Source organism: Agrobacterium albertimagni AOL15 (genome assembly GCF_000300855.1).
Taxonomy (GTDB): Bacteria; Pseudomonadota; Alphaproteobacteria; order Rhizobiales; family Rhizobiaceae; genus Allorhizobium; species Allorhizobium albertimagni.
Genome location: NZ_ALJF01000001.1, coordinates 1 through 25,234 on the forward strand (window position 1 = coordinate 1; position 25,234 = coordinate 25,234).

Here is a 25,234-nt window from a genome sequence, read left to right on the forward strand (position 1 = left end):
ATCTCTGGGCTCGCCCGAGTCTCGTTGCACACAAGCTTCGGGCACTGGAATTACTGGCCGGGAAACCACAGAAGAAGGGCAACAAGCCTGGCCCTGCCTATGCCTATAACGTCAAGAAGCTCCGCGACCAGGAGATGCGCGTCGCTGAGCAAGCGCAAAAGAGCTATGAACGCTTCGTCGAGACGTGGCGTCCGCGCCCGCCTGATGAAAAGGCGCGCGGACGCCTCAATCCGGCAAGGCTCGAGTGAGGTGGCCTGACGGTGCCTTCAGCCGATGCACCGCACTTCACCACGAGGTCATCCGCGCAGGAGAAAAATACCATATTTTTGAGCAAAACTCTTGTCGATCTGATCCGTTGAATGAAGCTTTGCCCAGTGCTGCCTGGGAAAGGTCATGTAGGCGAGCACATCCTGTTCGGCACTATCCATCAGCGTGGCGAGTTTCGGCACCTTCGGCCTGATCTGGTCAGCGACATTGCGCCATTGGGTGCTTGCGGCCTCCGGTGTGTCCTGCGCAAAAGCCGTGGCGATGAAGGCGGAGACGACGCGCCGTCCGCTCTTCCCGGCATGGGCAAGCGCATTGCGCATGAAGTGAACCCTGCATCTCTGCCAGGTGGCGGAAAGCACCTTTGAAACGGCGGCCTTGATGCCCTCATGCGCATCGGAGACAGCAAGCTTCACGCCGCGTAGGCCTCGCCTTGTCAGCTTGCGCAGGAATTCCGTCCAGATCGCCTCGGCCTCGGATGTGCCGATCTCCATGCCGAGCACCTCGCGTCGACCATCGGTGTTGACTCCGACGGCAATGATGACAGCGACAGAGACGATGCGTCCGCCGCGGCGAACCTTCAGATAGGTGGCATCGATCCAGAGGTATGGCCATTCCCCCTCAATGGGCCGGTCGAGGAAGGCCTTCACCTTCTCGTCGATCTCCTCGCAGAGCCGGGATATCTGGCTCTTGGAGATGCCGCTCATGCCCATCGCCTTGACGAGGTCATCGACGGATCGGGTCGAGACGCCCTGGATATAAGCCTCCTGGATCACAGCAGTCAGGGCCTTCTCGGCCATTCGGCGCGGCTCCAGGAAACTCGGGAAGTAGCTGCCTGTGCGAAGCTTCGGAATTCGCAGCTCGACGGTGCCCGCCCGCGTCTCCCAGTCCCGGTCGCGATAGCCGTTGCGTTGGGCAAGTCGGAAGCCGTTCTTCTCGCCATAGCCCGCGCCGGTCTTCGTCCCGACCTCCAGCGCCATCAGCTTCTCGGCAGCAAAGCCGATCATCTCGCGCAGCAAATCTGCATCAGCGCTCTTCTCAACGAGTGAGCGCAGGTTCATCATGTCGTCGGTCATCGGTGGTGTCCCTCAGGTTGGCTCTAAGCAACCCGACCCTACCGGAAAACACTGGTGACCACCGCTACGCCGCCCGCTCCCTACAGCACATTGGAGGGCGCGCTCGCGAGCGGCATCGCTACCAACCAGCTACACCACGCGCCGGGACACGATCGTTTGGCGGCATCTTCTGCCTCGTAGGCCCACCCGTTCGCCATTTAGACGCGTTCCGGATGCGCGCAGAGCCTCAGTGACGGCCGAACGGTCTGCTACCCTAAAACTGGGACGGACGCAAAAGTCTAACCATGCCTTCTGGCCGCGGCTCCCCGGACTTCCGAACACGACGAGCGCTGGAACGCCTGATGTGGATTTCCTGCTGGAGAACAGTTTCCCGGTATCAAGCGCTGATTAAATCGACGGAGTCCTCGATAGACCACCCGAAAAGCCATGCTTCAAAATTCAAACGCCACTGCTCGAAGCAGAATCCGCTTGCTGCTGGCTTGTTCAGCAGCAGAGGATTCGCATCTTCCGATATACCGGCCCTCCGCGCGCGCATCCCAAGACATTGCCATTCCAGCACCGTATCGATTTCTGAAGCCATCGCGATCCTCATGATCTCCCAGTGAATGTTGGGACGTCAACATGACGCAACTCACCTTTGATTGGGAAGCTTACATGAATCTTGCATCAGAACCGATTCTCGTCAAATGCTTAGATTTCGGGCACGATGGCCGACGAATTCGAGCCTACGAGGCATACCAATTTTGGGGTGTTCGTCCTTTTTTCCAAAAAGTCTCGGTGAGCCGCCTCGTTTGACCGGAGACCTCTAATGCATCAGAGTTAAAACGCCGTGTCGTTGCAAGGCAATGTCCACGTCTGCACGGACACTGCCTGTAGGCTCCGCTTTTGAACAGAATCGAACCGGTGGCTCGTCAGTCTGTCTCTCGGGATGTCGTATCGCGGGTTCTGTCCCGGCGTAGGGAGAACAGTGATGCACATCCCCTAGGCTTTCCTGACAGTCCCGCCCTACCGAGTTCATACACCAAGATTTTCGCCGAAGTCTCCTCGGGCCGCCGATTAAAAAAAGGAATTGAGCAGCGCCGAACAGCAGGAGCACGCGTCAACTCGCTTGGTAACAGTTGAAAAACCGTCGGCAGGCCAGACTATGGCCCGCTAATCAAAGATCTCACAATACCGGATCCTGACGATCGACATGTTCCCGCCGACTATCGCAGGGTAGGCCACCGTGATCGTCACCTGGAGCCTGAAGGACCCTCCCGCGAGAAACCTACTCGCCTATGGTGTAACGTTCAGCAGTAGATCAGCGCTTTCTCCCACGGAGCAAAGCAGCATTGGCAGCACGGATCCTCAATCAGGCCTGGAGGCCGCTCAGTCTGTCAGACACCAAAGTGGTGCCGATGGCGGACCTGGGTCAAAGCGCGGCGTCAGAAGGCGAAGCGCCGCAGATGTCGTCGCTGTCGGTCGCTGTTCACGACCGCGAACACAGCGGTCTCGTCATGTGCCCAGGCGACACCGATACGGCTATCCCCTCCGATCTGGAATGCGCCAACCAGAACGCCATTCCCACTGTCCCAGATCTTGACGGATGCGCCCGATCGGTCGGAGCGCTGGAGCATGGCAACGTAGCGTGAGCTAGGCGAGACTGTCAGCCAATTGTCCATGGGCGTGTAACGGCTCTCAAGCACGGCAACGTCATTTCCAGCCAGATCCTGCAGGACCAGGCGGCGCTCCTCATCCGCGGTCACAACCTTTTGCCCGTTGTCGACGAACTGCGCATTGTAGTTGAACGGCGCCCCGGGTGCGGGTTCCCCTGGAAAGGTCCTCGGATAGACGTCGAGGCCTAGGTCGATCGTCTCGATCAGCCGGCCGTTTGCAACCTCTATGACGGCGTGAGAATCATCGTTTTCAAGGCAGTTGCGCCTCTGTGAACAGCCGATTGCAGCGCGCTTTCCGTCAGAGGAAAGAACCACACTGGTAAAGCCGTTCTGGATTGCCAGAGGATAGCGCCCCTCCTCGCGTCCCGTCATTGGATCAAGCCGGATCAGACCCGGCCGATAGCCATCAGCTGTCCTGACCTGGCCGAACAGACTTGCCATGCCGTCGACCTGTGTCGGCGTCATGGTCGTGTGGGTCAGGGGCGTAAAGTCGATCAGTTCCAGGTTATGGGTACAGCCGGACAGACCGAGCAGCCGGTCAAGCGGCCGACAGGTGCCGAGTGACCACCAGATCATCCAGCCAAGTCCAGCCAGGACAGCGACGCCGACGACAGCGGCTGCGATCAAAGATTTCCTCATCGACCAGCCTCCACGCCATAGCGTCTCAGATCTGTCGCAGCGCCAGGCTCGACGCCGACTGCCGTTGCCACAAAGACAGCCTGGCCATCGCTTTGCCAGGCGAGCGCCGGCGACAGATCGGTATCGATCTCGTGCCGAGCTAAGACGCCCCCGGTCTCGACATCCCAGACCTGAAGGATGGCGCGCGGCATGCCCTTGCCGGAAAAGCGGCGTGACAGGGTGGCAAGGCGAGCACCATCGGGCGAAAGGGCCGACTGTAGCTGGTTAAAGGGAATGTAGTGGTCCGGCAGATCGAGCATGCGCGGGGCGCCAGCGAGTTCAATCTGATCGGTGGCATTGATGGTTGCATTGGAAGAGACGGCCGGCGGCAAAGCTCCACGCAAGGGCGCACCATCGCTGATGGCAAAAGCCACGGCACCGGCGACCACCGCCTGTCCGTCCTCGGCGAAAGCAAGGTCAAAGGACCGACCTTCAGAATTGGGCCTGGCGTCTTCCATGGGAACGCTGGCATGCCAGACGATGGAACCGTCCCTGTTTAACAAAGCGAGCTGCGTGGAGTAGAGGGCGTCCCGTTGGTCGGCCGACGAAAGCAGATCACAGACATAGATGGTGTTGCAGGTCACTGCGATCGTTTCGCCATCCGGAGAGATTTGCATCTGGTCGATCCGGCCAAAGGCGGGGAATGACACCCGCTCGACCTCGCGGCCTTGGGCCCAGTCGATCCGCACGACTTGCGTCGTCACCCGATAGTTCCGCGATCCAGGCACGTCTTCATATTTGTTGCCGAGCACAACCAGATATCCGTCGGTATCGCGTGCCAGCGTGCTTGCGAGCGTCGAAACACCCGCTATCGTGCGACTGCCGGTGCAACCACTCAATCCCAATGCCGTATCGAAAAAGCCGCATTCTCGGGTGCCCCAATAGGTCAAGGCTGCAAGGGCTGCAAAGGCTGCCAGACCGGTCGACAGGACCATCAACCGCCGCTTCATTGTCTGCTCCATGCTCGTGGTCGCATAAAACTCTCCGCCATGAGACGGCCATCGCGGCTAGAACCTTGGTCGCAACCGGGCGCTTTAGATTGCGGTCGCCCCTCCTCTGTTCACCGCACCTTCCTGGCTAGAGCCGCAATTGCCTGTCGCCATAATGACAGCACTCGAAAGGGCAGCCGATAGCTATTGCTCTCTTGCGCTCTGGGAGCGGATCCACTGCAACCGGTCCTGCGTGAGACGAAGCCAGCAATCTGCAAGGGCGACGGAGGTGAAACTGCCATCACCGGCGAGACCAGCCTCAAACTCACAGGTTGATTTGCGGAACCGTTTCCAATCCGATTGGGCCTCGCCCAGAGCCGTTCCTTGCTCCTCGGCGAGGTCCAGTTCCTTCAAGGCAAGCTCAATCTCGGCTTCCACGTCATCGGTCGCAGACAAGGTGCAATTCAGCATGTCAGCCGTCACCCCCCGACTGCTCTCCATGCAGGCCTCGTATCGGGAGCCTTCCGGGCTCCCGGCGTCTCCCGCATAGGCTGGGAGAGACAAAAAGGCGACGAGCATTAGCACCGGGCGCCAGCAGGCCATGTAGGGATTGAGACCATTTCTGTGCATTTGATCCTCGCATTGTGCCGCACTCATGGGAAAGACGATCGCAGTCATCGCATTCTTGGTGAAGTGTCGAAGCATTGCGCGAAAATCACAGATCAGAGCTAAGGATCTGAGAGAGCCATCAGAAGACAAACTCAACGGCCGACATTACCCAACCGTCGCTCGACCTCTGCCCTGTCTTGCGCGTCAGAGACCAGTTTCGAACGCTCAGGATCGCGTCCATATTTTCCGTCTACCCGATGATAAATGCGCCAGAAGCGGACGTCCCCTGCCCCGAAACGGATGGCCACCAGATTGGATGCCGGTAGCGCGAATGCACCTAGGATTTCTGCGTCCTCGCCGGGCATCAAGCCCTGGACGTCGATGGTTTCCTCGCCAGAGAGCTCGGGCAAATAGATTTCAAGGCCAGTGGCGTCGCGGCGGGTGCCGATAACGACCCCGTCGCCCTCAAACCGCGAGACGATCTGGGGCAAAGCACCGATCGGCCTTTGTCCGGCACTTGGCAAGGATTGCGCTCCCAAACGTCTGCTCGTATCGGCAGGCGTCTGGCCGCGCGGAACATCGTTGCCCCGAGACAGTTCGGTTGGGTCAGGTGACGCAGGAGCTGGGACCTCGGCAATCACATCGCGACTTCTGTCCGTTCCGGGACCGGGCTGCAGCAGGTAGGCCGTCACCATCAACGCACCGGCAAAGGTGGCGACGCCCACGGGCAGCAACCAGACCGCAAACCGTCGCATCAACAGAGATGGCGAGCTTACCTCGCCCGCCAAGGAGGGGCGGCGATTGACGAAGTTTTCCCGGCTCTGGGAGATCACGGCTTGCATGACAACGGGATCCGGTTCCGGAGCGACTAAATACTGCAAGAGCTCGAGATGGTCACGGTCCTTGCTCATAGCAGGTCCCTCAGCGACTTGCGCGCATTGTGGATGTGCCAGGAAACAGTGACTTCCTTACACCCCATGATCTCAGCTGCTTCTGCCTGGGAAAGTTGCTCTCCAAAAACGAGAAGCACGGCGTTACGCTGCTTTTCCGGCAGCTGGCGCACGACGCGCCAGATGTCGTTGACGCGCAACTGGTCTTCCTGATCTGGGGCAAGGTCCTCGCTCACCACTGCCGATACGGCCTCAATTCGCTCGGCATGCCTTCTGTTCCTCCGCTGGAGGTCACGCACAGCGTTGAGGGTTACACGATAGAGCCAGCTCGTGAATTTTGACCGTCCATCGAAGCGTGCAATCGCATCGGCCAGCCTCATACATACGGCCTGCGTAACATCTTCGGCATCGCTTTTGTTACCCAACCAACGGAATGCCGTCTTGTAAATGAAGCGGTAATGCTCTGAGATCAGTTGTTCAAAAGCTCTCGCGTCGCCCGCCCTCACCCGTGCGAGAAGATCAGCGGCCTCATCGACCGGTTTGGAAATGTCTAGGTCAACAAATTGCACTTTGTCACATACTCCCGACTTACCCGAAGCGGTAACGTAGAAGTTGCAATATAGTTCTGGTTGTAACAAATTTTCTGTCCGAGGGGCGAAAAGCCCAACATGTTGTCAAGGAGGAAGCAGGCCACAACGGAATTACAAACCTATCGCTTGGCCGCGTTCAGGAGGTTGTGGACTGGCCGGACAGGAGCGTGAAATCCTTGGGTATCGTTGGATGGCGCGGAGCTTAGGACAGGTGATGGATACTTCCACCTTTCGGATCATAAAGATCGTGAATGTCATGATCATCCTTCTCCGCCTGCTCTGTCCCGCATCAGGCATGGCAGCAGTTATTTGTTATTCCGAAGGTCGGTTTCGGTGCAGATAAGACGAATGCGCGCACCGTTTGCTTGGTGCCCCACACGAATAATTTCGCGGGCATCCGTTCCGCGACCATGATGGCCGCCGATATCGCTGTCGCGCCGTCGCTCAAGCAAGTATCAGATTGACGGCATTGCTGGCCTTCTCTCGCAGAGATTTGGGAAAGAGCTGCTCGCCTGTGGTGGTCTCGGCGCGGCACTGCAGACGGAAACACGCTTCCAGCCGTAGTTTTTTCAGCCTCAAGGCCAAAGCGAGGGACTGATTGTTCGTCTCATCAGCGAACAACCTTTTCATCCTGCGAACTGAACAAGGCACAGCCGCAGGCGATCCTCATATCAATACAAATGAAGAGTGCTCTATGTCTCGTTTTTCCAAGCCCCTTATTGCCCTTGCCCTCGCGACCATCCCCTTCTTTGTGTTGGTGGGCACGACGAGTACGGTCACGGTGAATGGCCAAATTGCATCGGACAGCAGATTCAACATTGGCGGGTTGATTATGGCCTTGATCGGGCTTGCCATTGTCTTCGGGGTCTTGCGCCCGTCAGCGCCAAGAGATCCCGCTCGCAAGTCGATTGCTGCCGCTGCGGGTCTGCTATGCCTTGTGCAGATTGCCAATTCGATCGACTTGATCCGCATAGAACCGCTGGATTGGGTCATGCCGGATCGGCATCTGCCCGAGCTTCAATATTCGGGGCTGGCAGAAAACGACTACATCTACCTTTCAAACAAAAGTCCAGACTTCTATCGTCGAACCTTGACGCGCGAGAAGGGCAAAATCCTCGGGCAAGCCATGCAGCATCGCGTCTATGCCGACCTTTGTCATGGCGGACGCTATCGGGCCGACCTTGTGCGGGCCGAACAGTTGCCCGACTACTTCGATGCCACTGAGCGTGCTGAAATCGAACGCTTGGCTTCAATCGCGGCTGAGAATGCTCCGACTGAATGTTCTCGCACAATGTCCAACCGGCTGATGGGTCCGGCCGTGGATGAACTCAACCGTCAGATGGATCTCTTCGATAGGCTGGAAGCCGAATATCTTGAACTGGCCGGCTAAGTGCCATTTTGCCTGAGCCGCCGCAGACAGACCCGCCATCTGGCGCGGTGCTTTATCAGCCCGGCCGGATGGCGGTGATGGAAAAAGATCGGGCGCGAAATCGATGGACTTACACCAGTCGCTGCATGCGGCGGATGCGCTGCCAGACGAGTATTCCATCAACACTCGACTAAAAACGCGCTTCAGGACCAAGCTTTAGCGGCTCGTGACCGTCATAGCTCTGACCGACATGTTTAAAGGATGTAGCATGCGCTCCATTTATTTCGCTTCGGCACTTCTTCTGGCAACCAGCCCAACCGCACTCGCGGCCGGCACCGACAAGCTCGGCGATGCCTTGAGCAAGTTTCCGCAATCTGTCCTCACGAGTTCCGAGCCAATGCAGGCATATTTTGTCGACATGACACTCCTACAGGTGCTGGGCAAGGAAGCCGGGTCTGAGCAAGGCTTTGCTCAAGACCGCTTGGACTTCGCCATGATTGAGGCACTCAAGCCGCTGATGATGGGCGGGGTGGAAACCTGGAAGCAGAATTCCGGAATTGATCTTGGCCAGGTCCATTATTTCGCAGGAATGGGCGTGCCACCCCAGACGGTGAGCGTATGGGGTTTAGACAGCGAGGCAACGGCCACAAGCGTGCTCAGCGGTCTGTCGGCGGGCGAGTTCGAACCCGTCGGCGCGGATGGGGTGATCGGAAACGGCGAGCCGATGAAAGTCAATATCCAGGCGCGTGACATCGGCAATCCCTGGCGTGATGAAATGGGGAGAGCAACATTCTTAAGCCAAACAGGCAATGCGATTGTGCAAGCGGCTACTCCTGACGCCGTAGCGGGTTTTCTCAAAAACGATGAAACGGTCCGTGACCATCCGGTCGTATCCACCTTGCTTGGCTCTCTCGATGCTGTGAGCGACACAGGGGGCGTTGTACAAGCGATACTGATTTCGCCGACTTTTGGCCTGCAAAACGGCGATCCGCGCTCTCTCACGCTGTCTGGCACCGTCAACATGGACGAATTACGCAGCCAGCTGGCATCGGTCATGGAACAGGTAGGCAAAGGCATACCGCCCTATTTCGGCGGGATCATCGCCGACCTGCAGACGGATCAGCCTGAGTTGGTCATTGCCCTCGCCTATCCCGGTTGTGACATTGCAGAAGCAGCAGCAGAGACTGTTGACCAACGCTGGACGGACACGATGGCCGACAGTGGTCCAGCTACGCTCCAAACCTCAACCTTCGAAGGTGCTGATGGTTTGTGCGCCGCAGTCGTATCGGTCGCCGCAAACAGCGACCACGCGACGATCACCAATCCGCATGCCAAGGCCGTCTTTGCCAAGATTATGCGCCGCCAGTTCGACGTGCTTCAGATCGGAGCGGCTCAAGAGTAACCCTTATTCCTAAGGCATTGCCTACTTTTTTAAACCTTGAGGCTTTCCATGATCCGCTTGTACCTTGCTGCTGTCGCGAGTTTCATTGCCGCCATCGCAATAACGCCCGTTTCGGCTCAATCCGACATGCTGGGCGTTCCCGGTCCCCTGTCCTTCATGGGGCAGGACTACAACCTCGTCTGGACGTCGAAGCCGACCGAGGAGTACGTCAAACAGGCCTACATACCAGCAGAGCAAAAGGTGGAAAGCTTCACCGATATGATCCTCGTTGAAGCAATGGCTGGCAACTTGACCCCGATGCAGGCGGCAGCTGCGCAAATCCAGTCGATCGAAGAGCGTAAACCGGGTGATCCTGTGGTGAACTTTGAAGTTATCGAGAACAAGGCTCGTGGAGAGGTCATCCTGGACTTCGTTGTGAGCGACCTAAAGGCGGATCCCATTGTCGTCGAATGGAACGCGTATCGCTATACACCGATGGCAAAAGGTGACGGCGTCGCCCTATTCGCCGTCAGTCGTCGCGGCTATGGCGAGGAAGGCGCCCGTGCATTTCTCGGAGGGCTTGGTACGATGCGCAGCCAAATCCTCAAGGAATTTGCACCTTACCCAGCGCCGGCAGTCAGTATCGCGCCGTGAACCAGAAAACCGCGGCTTGGACTCTTCGATCCTGGCAAGGACTTGGCCCGATCGCTTGGATTTGTAAATTGCGGCGAGAAGTCGATCAAATTGCCTGCCCTTTGCCATTTTGATCGAAGACGTTCCGAGTTGGCCGCCAGAGCCCGGCTGTTCAAGCGGCATCCAATGGTAGTACGAAGATCACCCGGACGGCGTTGCGACCTTGGCTTCGCTGGAAACCTGGCCCAGAACTCGATTGCCCATCAACGTTCGCCGCGCTGGTTTATGTAGCGCTCAAGCAGGTTTGACAGCGGGGCATGCAACAGGTCGCCGTTCAGTCGCGGTGGTGGCGTGTAGCTGAAACTGAAGTCGTAGTGCCCGCTGCGCTCGATTGTCAGATCCAACACAGTCCAACGATTTGCTCCCCGGTTGGCCATGGCATCACGCAACACGAGCAGCTTGAGCTTGGTCGATTGGCTGAGACGAAAACCGAGATTCTCCAGTTCGCCACCTGGCTTCTGAGCCAGAACTCTCGCCTGCGTACTGGAACGCTCCCCCTCTTCCGCCAGGACTTCGTGGTTGACAGCGATATAGACCCATTCCCGATCGTGCCACTCGCCGTCCTGAAGATCGACGATATCACCGGCCACCGATTTCACGGCGCTCTCCTGCAGTTCCACGATGTCTGGATTTCTGTCGCGGCGCAGAAACCCCTTGAAGCGTTCAAACATTGGCTGCTCTCCTTCCTGACCTGCAGATGAGACGCGGGGTTTCCCTCAAAGCTTGGTGTCAGAGATGCCCTTCGGACCAAGGTCAACATGTCTGAATGCGTCACATGATAGTTAGAAGGAGCAGCATCATGAAGATCCTTGGACTTCCGACCGCTTTTCTCTTCACCCTCGTCACTGCCAATTTTGCAACGGCTGGTAGCGATGAGCAGAAAAGCTCCAGGCTTGGCATCGGGGGCACCGGTGTGTTCTGCTATCAACTGCCATGCCCATGGCGCGGGGTGATTGATCTTACGGTTCCGTTGGCAGATCGACTGCGACCTCTTTGGAGCGGTCAACATATCCCTGACCTCATTGCTACCGCAGCAGACAAAGAGCGGATAGTCACCGCCTGGGAAGCGCTGGAATGTCTGGAAATTGAAGGGCAGATCATAACTGCGGCAACCAGAACCGCGCCGCCTGTGCTGCGCGTGGACCGGGTCCTGGGTGCCTGCACATGAGGGCCTCCGTCATTGCAACGGTCCTTCTGGCATTGCTGTCCGGGGCAGCATTTGCCGACGACGTCGAGGATTTACGGATCCATATCGGCAAGGCGGTGGGCGCTTTTGAGGCAGCAGAGCAGTACCAGGCGCAATGTGACACCCGTGATCTCGATGGTGCCGCCACCCGTCGCGACCTCATTGCGGACTGGCGCTACAGAAACGATTTCCCTGACTATCTGCGACTTCTGGCAGGTTTGAAGACCAGAGTTCAAGAACTTGGCCCACAGGTCGAAGCGCATAAAGCACAGCTTGCCAAGACGATCTCCGCGGATCTCGATAAGCTGCCTGAGCAATGCCAAGACTTTGCAATGCTTCTGAAAGACGAGCAGTTCGACGTAAAATTCAGTGTCCGGCAACTGTCGTCTTTGACGAGGCGTTTGGATATCGAGGTACCGACCGCGCCCGAGATCGTGCCGGTGACGCGAACGGTGGAAAACACCTACATCCTTCGCCTGGCTGCTCTCTCAGCCAGGATCGAAACGAAAATGGCGGAGATTGGCAGCAAAGCCGGGGCTCACGAACTGCGCGGCTTGCGAGCGGCTCGCGAGAAGCACGCGGAGACTTGGCTCAAGGGAGACGGGCAACAAGTGCTGTTTGGCCGGGTCACCAGTCAGGATGAACTCCGCGAATGGCGCGGCGGATTGCAGTCGACCTTCAAGGCCGTCTGCAGATCCTTTGTCGAGGACCGGCACGAAGAGCGTATGGCTGCCTCGTTCGGCCGGGACATGGTCCTGGTTGGCACACCAGTCAGCGTGACAGATGGTACAGAAGACGGGATCGTGCGACTGAGCCGCTGCAGCCTGTTTACAGTATCGGAGGTTGGCCGTCCGTTTGTCGATGAAGATGACACGGCCGGCCTCATGCTGCGGCCACTGGAATTCGACGAGGCCTATGGTGGACCAAATGCAGGCATCGCGGTCAGTCAGATCGACCGCGTGCTTTACGATTCAAGCTTCGGCAACCGCCTTGATGGCTTCGGAAATGGCTATGTCGACCGCCGTGAAGACGTCTATGTTCTGCTGCGAGACGGACGCGCCTATCAGCATCAATGGAGCTTTCCGTTTACCGATCTCGACGTGGAGTTATCAGAGCAACGCGAGCCGAAGCGCTGGTTCACCTGGCGTGAACGTGCCGCTCAGGTCGTTTTGACGCCTTTGGACAACAAGCGCGGCGGCGAGACCGTAACGATCGAAAACCCGCAGCATCTGGTAGCTTTTGCCCCACGACCAATCGACGCCGACTACTATTATCTGCAGGTCGGCATGGGAGGAGTTCGCCAGGATCGGCGCTTTGCCTTCTCCGCCGATGGGACAGTAACCTACAGCCGTAGCAGCTTTGTCGCCGGCAATGTCGGCACGAGCTACATCATCAGCAGTGGGCCAAAGGACCCCGACACAAATGCACGCTATCGGATCGAGGATTTCGCACTGATCCTCGAAACGGATGACCGAACCGAACGGCGGTTACTTGCTGTTCCAGAAGGTGCTGACAAGACACATCCAGATACCCTCATCATTGGCGGCGCGGCTTATTGGCTCGATGCCGACCGGACAAATGCAGAGTCACCTTAGCGAAAGCGCCACTCACGCGAGCCAGTTTAAGGCAGAGGTTGAACAATGCAGTAGGAAGTAGACACTAGTCATCTGATCTATTCGGATCGGCAGGCGATGGCACCGGGTGGCGACGGGCGTTTCAGTCACCGCAGCGCAATCTAGAAGCGTCGGGCTACTCGCCCTGGCTGGCTGGCGGCCACATAGACCTCGTTGCGCCGACGGCTGCGGTCACCCCCCATACATGGAAGTGAGAAAAAATGCTGAAGTGGATCGTTGGAATTGGTGTCGCGTTTGCCACAGCCATGTTTGTCGGCTTCCTATTTGCAGGCGGCAGTGACGCAGACCCACGGGAATTCTTCACCGACGCGTCCACCGTGGCTCTTGCCAAGGCTATGCTGGAGGGCGACACGGAACAGATGTCCCGGGAAGTCGCAAATGGCGCAGATCCGAATGCGCGTGGCAAGGATGGCATGTCCCTGATCGAATGGGAAATGCGGCGCGGAGGAAAATTGGTGTTTCGCGATCTCCTGCGATTGGGGGCCGACCCCAACGCGCCGGGGTGGCACGGGGGAACCGCCATGCATGCTGCCGCTCAGGACCAAAGTACCTACTACCTGGAGCTTCTGATCGAAGGCGGAGGTGACGTTGACATCGCAGATAGCCGAGTTAAACGCAGCCCACTCTTTGCGGCCTTGATGGCGCGTAGAGACGACAATGTCCGCGTTCTGCTCGATCATGGCGCTTCGCTCGAATTCAAAGACCGGGAGGGGGTCACGCCGCTGCAACTTGCCGCCAGGATCAATGACTTTTACCATGTGTGGGATTTTCTGCAGCGCGGCGCAGATCCGCTGGCGACCGACGCAAGTGGCAGCACGTTTCAATCCTACATTTTTAGCAGTGATCCGAAGATGCTCAACGCTGCTGCTCTTTCCGATCGTAATCGCATTATCGGCTTTTTGCAGTCACGCGGGATCCCCCTCGATCCCAGGGCGAGACCGTAAGCGAAATCAGATCCGCGAGGTGGTCAGGTCTTGTTCGGACGAGTCTATCAACTCTTACGACGGCGAGTAGCCTTGGGCGCAATGCTGGCCTGCCTCGAAGCCGCGCTGTTATACGGATTGGCTGGGACCTGTTGCTACGGGTCCCGGTCCATGGGGCGTCATTGGCACAGGTCCCTTTTGGACAACTTATAGTGACGAGCATCAAGATGGTCTCGTTGTCGCTTTGCACATAATCGAGGCGGCACTGATGTCAGCCCTGCCCTTTGCAATCGCTGGGGTCCGACCCTTAACGCTGGTGTTCGTGTGGCCAAACAATACATTTGTCCCTGCTAAGTCGATCGCGTCGCTCCTCCTCCTCCGCTCCTTGGCGAGCCGGCCAGTTTTCGAAGGGATCAAGTTCGGCGATCGTCTCGACCTCGTCGTCATCAAGCTCGTCGCTCGACAGGACGCCGAACTCGTTTCCGGACCTGAAAAGCGGGACCGGAACCATCAAGGTGCGGACGAGTGCGAAAGCATGACGTTGAGCGAGCGCAAAAATCCTGTGCCAATTGAGAAACGTCCGTCCGGAGCGGGTCGATCCCGATCGATGGCTCAAAGGACCAGGGACGGTCGCGATCACCGCTTGAGGCGAAGTCCAAAGCGAGCGGAGCTTGCTAGCGGACCCCGAGAGAGGGTTGATCGACGGAGATCCGGACTTGGGTACCAGGACGCCATTGATGAAGGGCGGGATTGGTTACCTTCGGAGGACCGAGAGGTCTTCCGGCGCAGGTCTCCCACCTGAGCCAACGCTGCAGCTCCGCCCTGTTTCTTTGTGCCACACCCCGTCGGCTGTTTAGCCGGAACAAAAAGCGCGCTGACGCGGAAGTCGTGGAGCGCCCCACGACCGGCTTTCTCCAGATCACGGATCAGACTAGGGACTGATGTCATGTCATAGAAATCAGACTACAGGCTGTTGAAATGCCAATCCACAATCGCGCTGCGGCTGTGTGCGCCGACATGCCATCCCGTTGTTGCAGCCAGCACGCGGCTACGCAGATCATCACTGAAAGCCCGGATCAAATTGCCTCCGACCGTATCAATAGTCGGAGCGATGGAAACAGGATCCGGCAGCCAAGAAGAATCCTCAACACGACTCCGAGTTCAACGAACGTATTCTGGAGCAGCGCTTCGGCATTTCCGTGATCTACGACGTTGCCGCGCCCCTAAATTGGCGGAGGGTATCGCTCAGCTGAGGGAGAACCTTGGGTAACCGGAAGCAGCACAAAGGAGCGTTGGTGCGCGGACCCGAAGCAACTGCCCGGCACGCCGCGCCCCTCCACAACCTCAGATCCTATTCTTCATATGGGAACTCATCAGAATTCTTCCCAGCTTTCGGTGCTGGCTGCAATGGCAGCTGAGCCTTTGGCACCGAACGCCTTGGCGATCTTGCCGACCATGCCACGAGCCGGTGACGGTGCCGGAGTAGCATTAGGGTGGGCAGCCATGACCGTGGCAGTCGAGCGAAGTACCCCAGCCGGCGCCTTGTCTCCATCGAGATCGAACTGCCCGATCAGCTCGCGCAGACGGCTTGCTTCGCTCGCCAGAGTCGCCCCGGCGGCATTGGTTTCCTCCACCATAGCGGCGTTTTGCTGGGTCACTTGGTCCATCTGGTTGACAGCCGTATTGACCTCATTGAGGCCAAGCGACTGCTCCTTGGAAGACGTGGCGATGGAATCCATGTGCTGGTTGATCGTGACGATGTAGGCTTCGATCGTTTTCAACGCCTCGCCCGTCTGGCTGACGAGCTGGACACCGTTGGCCACCTCGACGGAGGAGTTCCGAATCAGCGCCTTGATCTCCTTGGCGGCCGTGGCCGACCGCTGCGCCAGCTCACGGACTTCCTGTGCAACGACGGCGAACCCCTTGCCGGCGTCACCGGCGCGGGCCGCTTCGACCCCCGCATTTAGCGCCAGGAGATTGGTCTGGAATGCGATATCATCAATGACGCCGATGATGTTGGAAATCTGGTTCGACGACTGCTCAATCTTGCCCATGGCATCGACCGCATTAGCAACAACCTGGCCCGACGCCGTGGCGTTCTGGTTTGCCTGGATGGCAACAGCACGGGCCTCCTCGGCACGCTTGGAGGAGTTGGAGACATTGGTCGTGATCTGGTCCAGAGCAGCAGCGGTTTCTTCGAGCGAAGCCGCCTGCTGTTCCGTACGCTTGGAGAGATCGTCGGCGCTGTGGCTGACTTCACGAGCGCCGCTGTCGATCGCACCGGTCGCCTTGGATATCGACGTCAAAGTGTCTTTTAACTGCAGGACCGCCTGGTTGAAGTCTGCACGCAGGCTTTCGAACTCGTCCGCGAAGGATTGCGACAGCTGGAAACCGAGATTGCCTGCAGCGAGCTGCTTCAGGCCATCGGCCAGGCCGCTCGTCGCCTGGGCCATCGCTTCTGTCCGGATGCGATCCTTCTCGGCTGTCCGGCGGCGCTCTTCCTCGGTCTGGCTGCGCTGGCTTTCGCTCTCCCGCTCCAGCTGCTTCGCGTGGATAGCGTTGTCCTTGAAGACCTTGACCGCGCGCGCCATGGCGCCGATTTCGTCCGGACGGGTCTCTCCTTCGATGAGAGCGTCGAGGTTGCCGCCGGCCAGCTGCGACATGGTCGCCGTCAGGCGCCCAAGGACACCGGCGAGTGAGCGCGCGAAGGCGAAGAAGCCGATCAGCGACAGGAGCGAGACGATCAGCGTTCCGGCGATGGTGGACCAGAGCGCAGCCTGCGCATCCTCCACCACCGCAGTAACGTCGGAAGCAATTTCCAGTACGCCGATCTTGGTGCCTGAGAAATTGTTGAAGGGAACGGTCTTCACGATCATGGTCCCGGTGGCGGTCGTGACCTGCTCGCGGACCGGTGTGCCATCAAAGGCTGCCTGCAGTGTTTCGGGCGACAGAAATGTGCTTTCGGAGGTAGAGGCCTGCTTCATCAGCTTCCCGTCGACCAGAATATGCACGGCGATTTCGCCGCCGATGCGCTCGGAGAGCGGCGTGAAGTAGGCATTGGTCAGGCCAGTGCCGACGTCCACGATGCCGACGGTGTTTCCATCCCGAACGACAGGCGCGGAGGCGAACATGCTTACGGCCGCAAGGCCCGGCTCGGTGCCGGCCACGAGCTTGCCAGAGGACAAGGCTTCCACCACCGTCTTGCGACGGCCCTTCATGTCGTCACCGAACTTTTCGGGATTATGGATCCGCGCAACCACTTCGCCGCTGGCGTTGGCGAAGGTGATCAGCTGCAGTCCACCTTCGCTGATGATCGCGGGCAGCGAGCCCGCGAAGCGGCCGAGTATCTCGTCGCGTGCATTGGATTCGATGAGCTGCGCAATCTCCGGCTGACCGGCCAGCGCCAGGGCAAGTGCCGAGGCAGCCTTCTTCTGGGCCGCCATGTCCGTCTCAATCAGTGCAAGGTCGCCCGCCACTTCTCGGTTCACGGCATCCTCGGTCGCAACGGACTGGCGGTACCAAGCCGTACCACCGATGGCGACACTGGAGAAAAGAACGGCTGCAAAACCGCATACGGTTAAGGTCATCCACAAAGGACGCTTGATCTGAATTTCGCTCATATTCCCCCACCCATCAAATTGAGATTTTGATGAATAGCAACCAGAAGTAAACTTTTACTAAAGTGTCAGATAATGACTCAAGCTTGCTTCCACTGAGAGCTGCCTGGCGTCTCCGCCGTTGTTGCAGAGTCGATCAATCTCGGCCGCATCGTTCCAATTGATCCCGATCCAGGAAGGCGTAATGACTAGAATGTCACGTGCCGCGCCGCTCACGCATGGTATGCCGACACAAACTTGCGCTCTGGAACAGGTTCAAATTTCGGCCCGCCCTAACTTCCGATGCACGCAAGCAGATCAACGAGGCAGATCAACGAGGCAGATCATACATCTGGTCCAATTGGATTGTCCGGAAGGGGGCCCGCCTTCACTGTCCGCTACTGCCGTTTGAGCCACAGAAGCAGCCCTCCTGGCAAAGCAAACAGTGAAGGCAGGCGGTGGCGACGCAGGGGCACCGTTCGCGCCATCCGGTACCCTAAGATTGGATTGCCCCCTACCTGCCCCTAGTCGAGGAGTGCGTTAGGAAAAGCACATCTTCACTGTTGGCGCACACCTCTCATATCGATGCGATGGTCAAAGAGCGCTCGGCAATTCTGAATTGACGTCCTCTTCTCATCGGCATCCAAGCGTCTGCCCCCGGCCCCGATCTGGACCAAATATGCGCGCAGCGCTTCCTCCCGAACATACCTCGGCACGATATCCCAACCGCATCCAATTCCCAAATGGAATACCAACCGGAAATCTTTTCATTTTGCTGGGTTGAAGACCAAAGCGACTATGGCTCATCGAATGCGGAGAAAAGTCATGAGCTCAACCAAGACCCTTTGGGGCGGTCGTTTCCGGTCAGCGCCCGACCCCACGCTGACCCGCTACTCACGCTCCGATGCAAGCCACATCCGCCTCGTCGGCTTCGACGTTGCCGGGTCGCGCGCCCACGCCCGCGAACTCGTGCGTGCCGGCATCCTCGACGATGACGAATGCCGGAGCATTGTGGCGACACTCGACGCGATTGCAGCGCAAGCCGCAAGCGGAGAGATCACGCCCGTCGTCACAGATGAGGATATTCACACCTTCATCGAGCGTCATCTGATGGAGCGCCTTGGTGACCTGGGCGGCAAGTTGCGCGCGGGTCGCTCGCGCAACGACCAGGCCGCAAACGACCTCAAGCTCTATCTTCGGGAAGAAGCCAAGGCCGTCTCGGTCGAGCTACTAGCGCTGATCGACGCCCTGATTAACCAGGCAACCGCCCATCTGGACAGCCCGGCGCCGGGGTTCACACATCTTCAGGCTGCCCAGCCGATCGTCTTCGGCCACCAGCTGATGGCTCACGCCCAGGCGCTGTCACGCAATCTCGACCGGCTGCGCGACTGGCATCGGCGCAGCAACCGCTCACCGTTGGGAGCAGCGGCCCTTGCCGGCAGCGCGATCGCCCGTGATCCGCATGAAACCGCACTGGAACTCGGCTATGAAGGCTCCTTCGAGAACTCTATCGATGCGGTCGGCAGTCGCGACCACGTTGCCGAATTCATCTTCGTCACGGCGATGATCGGCATCGACCTCTCCCGGCTGTCCGAGGAGATCATCCTCTGGTGCTCCCAGTCCTTCTCCTGGGCGAAGCTGGACGATGCCTTCTCGACCGGCTCTTCGATCATGCCGCAGAAGAAGAACCCGGACATTGCCGAACTGACCCGAGGGCGAAGCGCCCGGCTGATCGGCTGCCTGTCGAGCATCATGGCCACCCTCAAGGGTCTGCCCTTCGCCTACAACCGGGACCTGATCGAGGATAAGAAGGCTGCCTTCGAGGCTGTCGACACCCTGCACATGGCGTTGCCTGCCATGAGCGGCCTCGTTCGAACACTGCAGTTCGACACGGCCCGCATGCGGGAAGCGGCGACCCAGGGCTTCACACTTGCAACCGAGATGGCCGATTGGCTGGCGCTGCGCGGCGTGCCCTTCTCGCATGCCCATGAAATCACCGGCCGGGCCGTACGCTACTGCGAGGATCAGGGCATCACGCTCGAAGACCTCACACCTCAGATGCTGGCGGAAATCGATCCGGCGCTGGAGCCTGCGATCATGGAGCATATCACGGTGGAGGCCGCGCTTAAAGCACGCTCGGCGCAGGGCGGAACGGCCCCTGAAGCTGTCCAGCGCCAGATCGATCGCCTCGGTCTGACCTTGGCGCCGTTCAGGACCTGGGCAGAGGAGCGTGCGCAATGACCACTGCCGCCGGCTCTGAAGCCTATCGCACCCCGGTAAGACCGGATCCGACTGCCTTTACCATCATGCCACGCCGTCACTACGGACGATGGCTGGCGACGGCGCTCATTCTTCTCGCCATTGGCAGCATCGTCAGGGCGTTTGCGCTCGGCCAGATCGAATGGTCCGTGGTCGCCCAGTTCCTGACCGCGCCGGCCATCCTCTTTGGCCTCGTCAACACCATCATCATGGCCATCGCCGCCATGGCACTCGGCATCACCCTCGGCGTCCTCTTCGCCGTGATGGTCATGTCGCCGAACCCTGTGCTGCATTACTCCGCCAAGGGCTACATCTGGTTCTTCCGCGGCACGCCGCTGATCCTGCAACTCCTGCTCTGGTTCAACCTGGCGCTGGTGTTTCCGACGCTCGGGATCCCTGGCCTCTTCGAATTCCGGACGGTCGATGTCATCACTCCCTTCATGGCAACACTCCTTGGACTGGGGATCAACCAGGGCGCCTACACGGCCGAAGTCGTGCGGGCTGGCATCCTGTCGGTGGATCAGGGCCAGACGGAAGCCGCCCAGTCGATCGGCATGGCGCGCCCGACGATCATGCGTCGCATCGTCTTGCCCCAGGCCATGCGTGTGATCATCCCGCCGGTCGGCAACGAATTCATCAGCATGGTCAAGCTGACCTCGCTGGCCTCGGTCATCCAGTTCTCCGAGATCTTGCGCAATGCGCAGACGATCTACTTCGCCAACGGCCGCGTCATCGAGCTCCTGATCGTGGCCGCCATCTGGTACATCGCCGTGGTCTCGGTGATGTCCTTCGGACAACATTTTCTGGAGCGCCGCTTTTCGCGCGGACAGGCCAACCGGGGGCGCGGAGAATGAGCTTGGACCCAAAACAATCGACGCAGACGCTGCTGTCCGCGCGAAAGGTCACCAAGACCTTCGGAAGCCTGACGGCCCTCGATGCGGTTGATCTCGACGTCATGCGCGGTGAAGTCCTGTGCATCATCGGCCCCTCGGGTTCGGGCAAGTCGACCTTGCTCCGTTGCCTGAACCAGATCGAACGCTTCGATCGCGGCGCGGTCTGGATCGACGACGAGCTGATCGGCTACCGTCAGGACGGAGACACGCTTCACGAACTGGACGATCGCGCCATCGCGCGTCAGCGCCTCGCCTGCGGCATGGTCTTCCAGCGTTTCAATCTGTTCAATCACATGACGGCCTTGCAGAATATCATGGAAGGCCCCGTCACGGTCCTCAAGCGACCACGTCAGGAGGTGCGCCAGGAGGCCATCGCATTGCTGCAAAGGGTCGGTCTGTCGGACAAGCATGACGCCTATCCCGCACAGCTGTCGGGTGGCCAGCAGCAGCGTGTGGCGATCGCCCGTGCGCTGGCCATGAAGCCGAAGCTGATGCTGTTCGACGAGCCGACATCCGCGCTCGATCCCGAACTGGTCGGCGAAGTGCTGACTGTCATGCGCGACCTTGCCGCCAGTGGCATGACGATGATCGTCGTGACCCACGAGCTCGGCTTTGCGCGCGAGGTGGCCGATCGCGTCATCTTCATGGACGCCGGCCGGATCGTCGAGACCGGCGCTCCGGACCAGGTCCTGGGGGAACCTTCGCAACAGCGGACAAGAGACTTCATAGCGGCCGTGCTGTCGTAAGGCCGGCCTATAACAAGAGAGGAACTGAACATGTCATTGAAAACACTTCTGATCGCCGGTACCGCCCTGGTGGCCACGGCCACCTTCGCAGGCGCCCAGGAATTGCCACAGCGTATCCGCGACGCGGGCACCATTGTTGCGGCGACGAATCCGAACTACGCGCCGATCGTCTACAAGGATCCGGCGACGAACACGCTCCAGGGCCTCGACATCGCGCTTGGCGAAGCCATTGCCGAAGAGCTCGGCGTCAAGATCGAGTGGCAGGAAACTGAATTCGTTCAGATGCTGCCCTCGCTGCAGACGGGTCGCGTCGACATGGCCATGGCCGGTATGTCCGACCTTCCGTCCCGCCGGGAAACCGTCGACTTCGTCGACTACATGGTCTCCGGTGCCCAGTTCTACACCCTGAAGGCGGTGTCGGAAAACATCACCGGCACCGCTGACCTGTGCGGCAAGCGCGTCGGCGCCTCACGCAACACGAACTGGCCGAAAGACATCGCCGAATGGAGCCAGGAAAACTGCGAGGCGAAGGGCCTGACGCCGATCGAAGTCATCGGTACCGAAGGTTCGGTCGATGCACGCACCCAGTTGAAGAGCCAGCGTCTCGACGCGGCCGTGCAGGGCAATGAAACCCTTCCCTACTTCCAGAACCTGGAGCCCGACACCTATGTGCTGCTCGGAGAGCCTTTTACACGTTCGCTCGCCGGTATTCCCTTCCTCAAGACCGAGGAAGGCGTCCAGATCCGCGAGGCTGTACAGGGCGCTCTCGAAAGACTGAAGGAAAGCGGCCGCTATGCCGAAATCTTCGCCGAATACGGTCTCGCCGCCAACGAGATCGACGCGATCGCCCTCAACCAGGGCGAATAGGCCAAAGCGTTCCAGACCAGCGTGACGCCCCGTCATCCCGGTCCAGCCGCTAGTCCCGCCGTGTGATCTCTTCCATCAACCAGTCATGGAATAGGTTGAGCGCGCGGCGGGACGTCCGGTCCGCAGGTCGGGTGAACCAGTAGCAGTTGGGGCTTTCGAAACCGAGCCCGCCCGGATTGACCAGATCACCCGAAGCAAGTTCCCGGACGATCAGTTCGCGTGGGATGAGCGCCAATCCCTGACCCGCAATCGCAGCGCGGATGACCAGCGTATAGAAACCGAAGCGCACATAGTGGCGAGGCTCGGGCGCCTCCGCCGGCAAAGCCAGCGCGGCGCGCAGGTTCTGCCAGCAGTTCGGCGTCTGCGGATGCTCCAGAAGCGTGAAGCGCCCGATGTCATCAAGAACCTCCAGCCCACCCACCCTGCAGATATACTCGGGCGCCCCCACCAAAGCGACATCGGCGCCAAACAGATAATCGGCCGTCTGCCCGCGCCACGGCGGCACACCATAACGAAAGGCCGCATCGGGTTCGGCCTGACCGGGCGTCTCAAAACTCGTGAACTGGACGTCGATCGTCGGATATCGCTCGGTAAATCGTGAAAATCGCGGCAGTAGCCAGCGATCACCCAGGATCGGCAGCAGATGGAGGCGCAGGACGTCTGGATCGCTCGAGAGACGCGCCACCCGAAGCGCGGCGTCCTCCAGCGCCTGCAAGGCGATCTTGGCCTGTTCCAGGTAGATATGCCCAGCTTCGCTCAACTGTAGACCTGACGTGTGCCGGATGAAGAGGCTCTGGCCCACCGAGGCCTCGAGCTTCGACAACTGCTTGCTGACCGCGCTCTGGGAGAGGTTCACCGCATCGGCCGCTGCGACCGTCGACCCTCGTTCAGCCAGTGCGATGAGGACCCTAAGGCCTGCTGTCGAAGGTATTCGCGAATTCACGCCTGCTTGCTTTCAATTGGCGACATTGATGCGCAGCCGTGTCTTGTCGTGGACAGTCGTCAGGACAAGCAACGAAATGAACGCATGGCACCATAGGCAATATTCCCAATGCGCGCCAGTGGCTGCTTTTGGCGCACAGGCGACGTGAGGCGGCGGGGCGATGTCTGCTTCCAGGCAGGTGCTATGACCGCCGTTATGGCCGAGTGGACGGCGCTCAGCTGCCACCTGGGAATGCTCGCCGCACCTCCGGCCTGCCGATCTCGAGCGGAAATAATTGCCGCAATGCAGCCAGATTGTTGCGCAACCCAGGACGCCCTTTGACAAGAACGTCCTAATACAGCGGAACAGTCCCTCGTGACCGAATGGCCTATGCCAGGTTCGATAAACAACCGCCATCATCTCGGCGATTCAACGCTCTTGGACGCGTACCTGTCTATCATCGGCGTCGAGCCCAAACTGCCGGCGTAATGATGACTGGACACTTACCCGGTCAAGAGATTCCCCCTCGATCTCTGATGTCTTGACTGCTTCGTCGCTGAGCAGCTCAATGCGAAGTTGGTAGCTGTCGTCATCGTTGAAATGTCGAACTGCACCGATGGCCTCGCCGGCGGCCTGGAGGAATTTCCGCGCCAACGACATCAGGCTTGCGGCGTCATGCCGGAAATCTAGCCAATCAGTCTCTTGCCAGTTCCATTCCATGAGTGATAGCCAACCACTCTATAACTCACAAACGCGCCGTATATCAGCTAATGCAAGCTTGTCTGTCGCTCATCGCCACAAGTTATTGCTCATGACTGAAGCATCAGCGATCAAATGTTGGGGACCCCCAGCGACGGTCGGATCACCTAGATAATCCCCCAGGCCCGAAACCTCCCTCTCCCGGTCATCTCCCTCAACCCCAGCTCCTGAACGATCCGCCGCGCTCCCTGCGGCGTCACCTCAAGCGTCTTTGCCACCATGCCGGCGGAGATCAGCGGCCGCGCCATGACGAGTTCGACCAGCTCCGGCAGCCTGGATGACGTCCGGCGTCCCTCAAGTTTGCGCATCATCATCTGCCGCGCCAGCACCAGGCGATCATGCTCCTTCAACCCCGTCTCGGCGGCAATGATCAGCGCCCTTGATATCGCCAGCAACCGCGTCTCCCGATCACGATGCCGGCGCCGATCGACGGGAATGGCCTTGAGCCCGAGATTGATAGCGACGAGGTGGACGCCACTGGTAACGCCACCCTCACGCAAGATGGAGGCGGCCAGCAGCCGACCAAGCCAGGGCGCATGCTGGAGCACGGCGATTTCATTCCAGGCATCGAGCGCGACGATGGCCTGCAGGACCGGCGGCAGATCCTGGGTACGAGCCAACACAGCCTGCCACTCCTCCAGCCGCTCGTCCTCATCCCAGTCGAGATCGTAGACGAAGGGATCCTTGTCCGGAACGTTTTTGGCGCGACCCGACTTCTTCGCCCCTTCGATCGCGGCCTCGGAGCGCGCAAGCACTGCATCAATCGCGGCAAGCGCATCACCCAGGCCATCAATGTCGGGATCCTCCGCCTCCCCTACCCCAACCGGAGCTTCGCTCACCTCACCACTCCCATCCGGCACACCCTCCCCGCCTCCACCCAATGATGCTCCGGCCCACGGCTGGCCGCGGAGGGAGGTGAGGCCTTGAGCAGAGAGTGCCCAGGTGGCGGGATTGGCGGCGATGCGGCGTCGGGTTTTCAGGATGTCGCGGGCAATGGTGAGCTCGTGGGTGGGGGCACGGATGTCGCGAAGGGCATCATGCAGGACGAGGTCCTCGAGATGAACGAGTTCACCGTCGACCCAGAGCGAGGCATGCGCTTCCAGGAAATGCGAGCGCTCAAGAAAGCCCTCGCCGACCGGAGAGCGGGCGATGCTCTCATCGAGACGGGCAAGAGCAACCCCTGCCTCGGAGATCGGCCGCAGCAGGCTCTGGATGGGCAATTTTGCGAGATCGTAAGACATTGAAATTATGGTAAATGATTCGTTAACAGAAAGCTACGGTCACATTACGGTTCCCTACATTCTATAGATGATCC

At 59.3% G+C, this 25,234-nt stretch carries 21 protein-coding genes and 3 pseudogenes; 12 read left to right on the plus strand and 12 right to left on the minus strand.

Annotation, left to right across the window (positions count from 1 at the left end):
- A pseudogene (locus QWE_RS00005) lies at nt 1-248 on the plus strand (IS110 family RNA-guided transposase); the annotation flags it as partial.
- 90 nt (nt 249-338) lie between these two features.
- On the opposite strand, the pseudogene QWE_RS00010 reads toward QWE_RS00005, so the two are convergent.
- Nucleotides 339-1,340: pseudogene (locus tag QWE_RS00010) on the minus strand (IS256 family transposase); the annotation flags it as partial.
- Between the two features lie 376 nt (nt 1,341-1,716).
- Entirely contained in the window at nt 1,717-1,920 is a 204-nt protein-coding gene (locus QWE_RS00015) for a CrpP-related protein (protein WP_006723995.1), read from the minus strand.
- Nucleotides 1,921-1,961: 41 nt separating this feature from the next.
- On the opposite strand from QWE_RS00015, the gene QWE_RS25425 reads away from it, so the two are divergent.
- Nucleotides 1,962-2,135 carry a hypothetical protein gene (locus tag QWE_RS25425; RefSeq protein ID WP_167539678.1) on the plus strand — a complete coding sequence of 58 codons (174 nt, stop codon included), beginning with the start codon at nt 1,962-1,964 and terminating at the stop codon, nt 2,133-2,135.
- Nucleotides 2,136-2,764: 629 nt separating this feature from the next.
- Here QWE_RS25425 and QWE_RS25165 read toward each other — a convergent pair.
- The 5 genes from QWE_RS25165 to QWE_RS00040 all read right to left on the minus strand — a co-directional run bounded on the left by QWE_RS25165 (nt 2,765) and on the right by QWE_RS00040 (nt 6,670).
- Complete coding sequence (locus QWE_RS25165; RefSeq protein WP_040299129.1) at nt 2,765-3,634, minus strand: WD40 repeat domain-containing protein; 870 nt, start codon at nt 3,632-3,634, stop codon at nt 2,765-2,767.
- Complete coding sequence (locus QWE_RS00025; RefSeq protein WP_006723997.1) at nt 3,631-4,623, minus strand: WD40 repeat domain-containing protein; 993 nt, start codon at nt 4,621-4,623, stop codon at nt 3,631-3,633. The genes QWE_RS25165 and QWE_RS00025 overlap by 4 nt, the downstream gene beginning before the upstream one ends.
- 183 nt (nt 4,624-4,806) lie before the next feature.
- Nucleotides 4,807-5,280: a lysozyme inhibitor LprI family protein gene (locus tag QWE_RS00030; RefSeq protein WP_006723998.1), complete on the minus strand. Its 474-nt coding sequence runs from the start codon at nt 5,278-5,280 to the stop codon at nt 4,807-4,809.
- 83 nt (nt 5,281-5,363) lie between these two features.
- Nucleotides 5,364-6,122, minus strand: coding sequence for a hypothetical protein (locus tag QWE_RS00035; RefSeq protein ID WP_006723999.1), 759 nt, complete (start codon nt 6,120-6,122; stop codon nt 5,364-5,366).
- Nucleotides 6,119-6,670, minus strand: coding sequence for an RNA polymerase sigma factor (locus QWE_RS00040; protein WP_006724000.1), 552 nt, complete (start codon nt 6,668-6,670; stop codon nt 6,119-6,121). The genes QWE_RS00035 and QWE_RS00040 overlap by 4 nt, the downstream gene beginning before the upstream one ends.
- Nucleotides 6,671-7,385: 715 nt before the next feature.
- Here QWE_RS00040 and QWE_RS00050 point away from each other — a divergent pair.
- The 3 genes from QWE_RS00050 (at nt 7,386) to QWE_RS00060 (ending at nt 10,095) form a co-directional block, all read left to right on the plus strand.
- Nucleotides 7,386-8,081 carry a hypothetical protein gene (locus QWE_RS00050; RefSeq protein ID WP_006724001.1) on the plus strand — a complete coding sequence of 232 codons (696 nt, stop codon included), beginning with the start codon at nt 7,386-7,388 and terminating at the stop codon, nt 8,079-8,081.
- A gap of 247 nt (nt 8,082-8,328) precedes the next feature.
- Nucleotides 8,329-9,462 carry a hypothetical protein gene (locus QWE_RS00055; protein WP_006724002.1) on the plus strand — a complete coding sequence of 378 codons (1,134 nt, stop codon included), beginning with the start codon at nt 8,329-8,331 and terminating at the stop codon, nt 9,460-9,462.
- A gap of 48 nt (nt 9,463-9,510) precedes the next feature.
- Entirely contained in the window at nt 9,511-10,095 is a 585-nt protein-coding gene (locus QWE_RS00060) for a hypothetical protein (RefSeq protein ID WP_006724003.1), read from the plus strand.
- 242 nt (nt 10,096-10,337) lie between these two features.
- Here QWE_RS00060 and QWE_RS00065 read toward each other — a convergent pair whose 3' ends face one another.
- Nucleotides 10,338-10,805, minus strand: coding sequence for a hypothetical protein (locus QWE_RS00065; RefSeq protein WP_006724004.1), 468 nt, complete (start codon nt 10,803-10,805; stop codon nt 10,338-10,340).
- Nucleotides 10,806-10,933: 128 nt separating this feature from the next.
- On the opposite strand from QWE_RS00065, the gene QWE_RS00070 reads away from it, so the two are divergent.
- The 3 genes from QWE_RS00070 (at nt 10,934) to QWE_RS00080 (ending at nt 13,898) form a co-directional block, all read left to right on the plus strand.
- On the plus strand, nt 10,934-11,302 hold the full coding sequence (locus QWE_RS00070) for a hypothetical protein (RefSeq protein WP_006724005.1): 369 nt from the start codon (nt 10,934-10,936) through the stop codon (nt 11,300-11,302).
- On the plus strand, nt 11,299-12,915 hold the full coding sequence (locus QWE_RS00075; protein ID WP_006724006.1) for a hypothetical protein: 1,617 nt from the start codon (nt 11,299-11,301) through the stop codon (nt 12,913-12,915). The genes QWE_RS00070 and QWE_RS00075 overlap by 4 nt, the downstream gene beginning before the upstream one ends.
- Before the next feature lie 239 nt (nt 12,916-13,154).
- Complete coding sequence (locus tag QWE_RS00080; RefSeq protein ID WP_006724007.1) at nt 13,155-13,898, plus strand: ankyrin repeat domain-containing protein; 744 nt, start codon at nt 13,155-13,157, stop codon at nt 13,896-13,898.
- A gap of 1,352 nt (nt 13,899-15,250) precedes the next feature.
- Here the strand turns inward: QWE_RS00080 and QWE_RS00090 are convergent.
- A complete protein-coding gene (locus QWE_RS00090) occupies nt 15,251-17,497 on the minus strand; it encodes a methyl-accepting chemotaxis protein (RefSeq protein WP_006724009.1) in 2,247 nt (748 codons plus the stop codon).
- Nucleotides 17,498-18,298: 801 nt separating this feature from the next.
- On the opposite strand from QWE_RS00090, the gene argH reads away from it, so the two are divergent.
- From argH to QWE_RS00110, 4 genes are all read left to right on the plus strand, one after another.
- Nucleotides 18,299-19,714: an argininosuccinate lyase gene (gene argH / locus QWE_RS00095; RefSeq protein ID WP_006724010.1), complete on the plus strand. Its 1,416-nt coding sequence runs from the start codon at nt 18,299-18,301 to the stop codon at nt 19,712-19,714.
- A gap of 65 nt (nt 19,715-19,779) precedes the next feature.
- Nucleotides 19,780-20,586, plus strand: a complete 807-nt coding sequence (locus QWE_RS00100; protein ID WP_240532481.1) for an amino acid ABC transporter permease — start codon at nt 19,780-19,782, stop codon at nt 20,584-20,586.
- Nucleotides 20,583-21,371 (plus strand): amino acid ABC transporter ATP-binding protein, encoded by a 789-nt coding sequence (locus QWE_RS00105; protein ID WP_006724012.1) that lies wholly within the window; start codon nt 20,583-20,585, stop codon nt 21,369-21,371. Before QWE_RS00100 ends, QWE_RS00105 begins: the two co-directional genes overlap by 4 nt.
- Before the next feature lie 30 nt (nt 21,372-21,401).
- Nucleotides 21,402-22,238, plus strand: a complete 837-nt coding sequence (locus QWE_RS00110) for an ABC transporter substrate-binding protein (RefSeq protein WP_006724013.1) — start codon at nt 21,402-21,404, stop codon at nt 22,236-22,238.
- Between the two features lie 49 nt (nt 22,239-22,287).
- Here QWE_RS00110 and QWE_RS00115 read toward each other — a convergent pair whose 3' ends face one another.
- The 3 genes and pseudogenes from QWE_RS00115 to QWE_RS00125 form a co-directional block, all read right to left on the minus strand.
- Entirely contained in the window at nt 22,288-23,181 is an 894-nt protein-coding gene (locus QWE_RS00115) for a LysR substrate-binding domain-containing protein (RefSeq protein WP_006724014.1), read from the minus strand.
- A gap of 342 nt (nt 23,182-23,523) precedes the next feature.
- Nucleotides 23,524-23,880, minus strand: a pseudogene (locus QWE_RS00120) (DUF4172 domain-containing protein); the annotation flags it as partial.
- A gap of 146 nt (nt 23,881-24,026) precedes the next feature.
- Nucleotides 24,027-25,169, minus strand: coding sequence for an RHE_PE00001 family protein (locus QWE_RS00125; RefSeq protein ID WP_040299137.1), 1,143 nt, complete (start codon nt 25,167-25,169; stop codon nt 24,027-24,029).
- Nucleotides 25,170-25,234 lie beyond the last annotated feature (65 nt).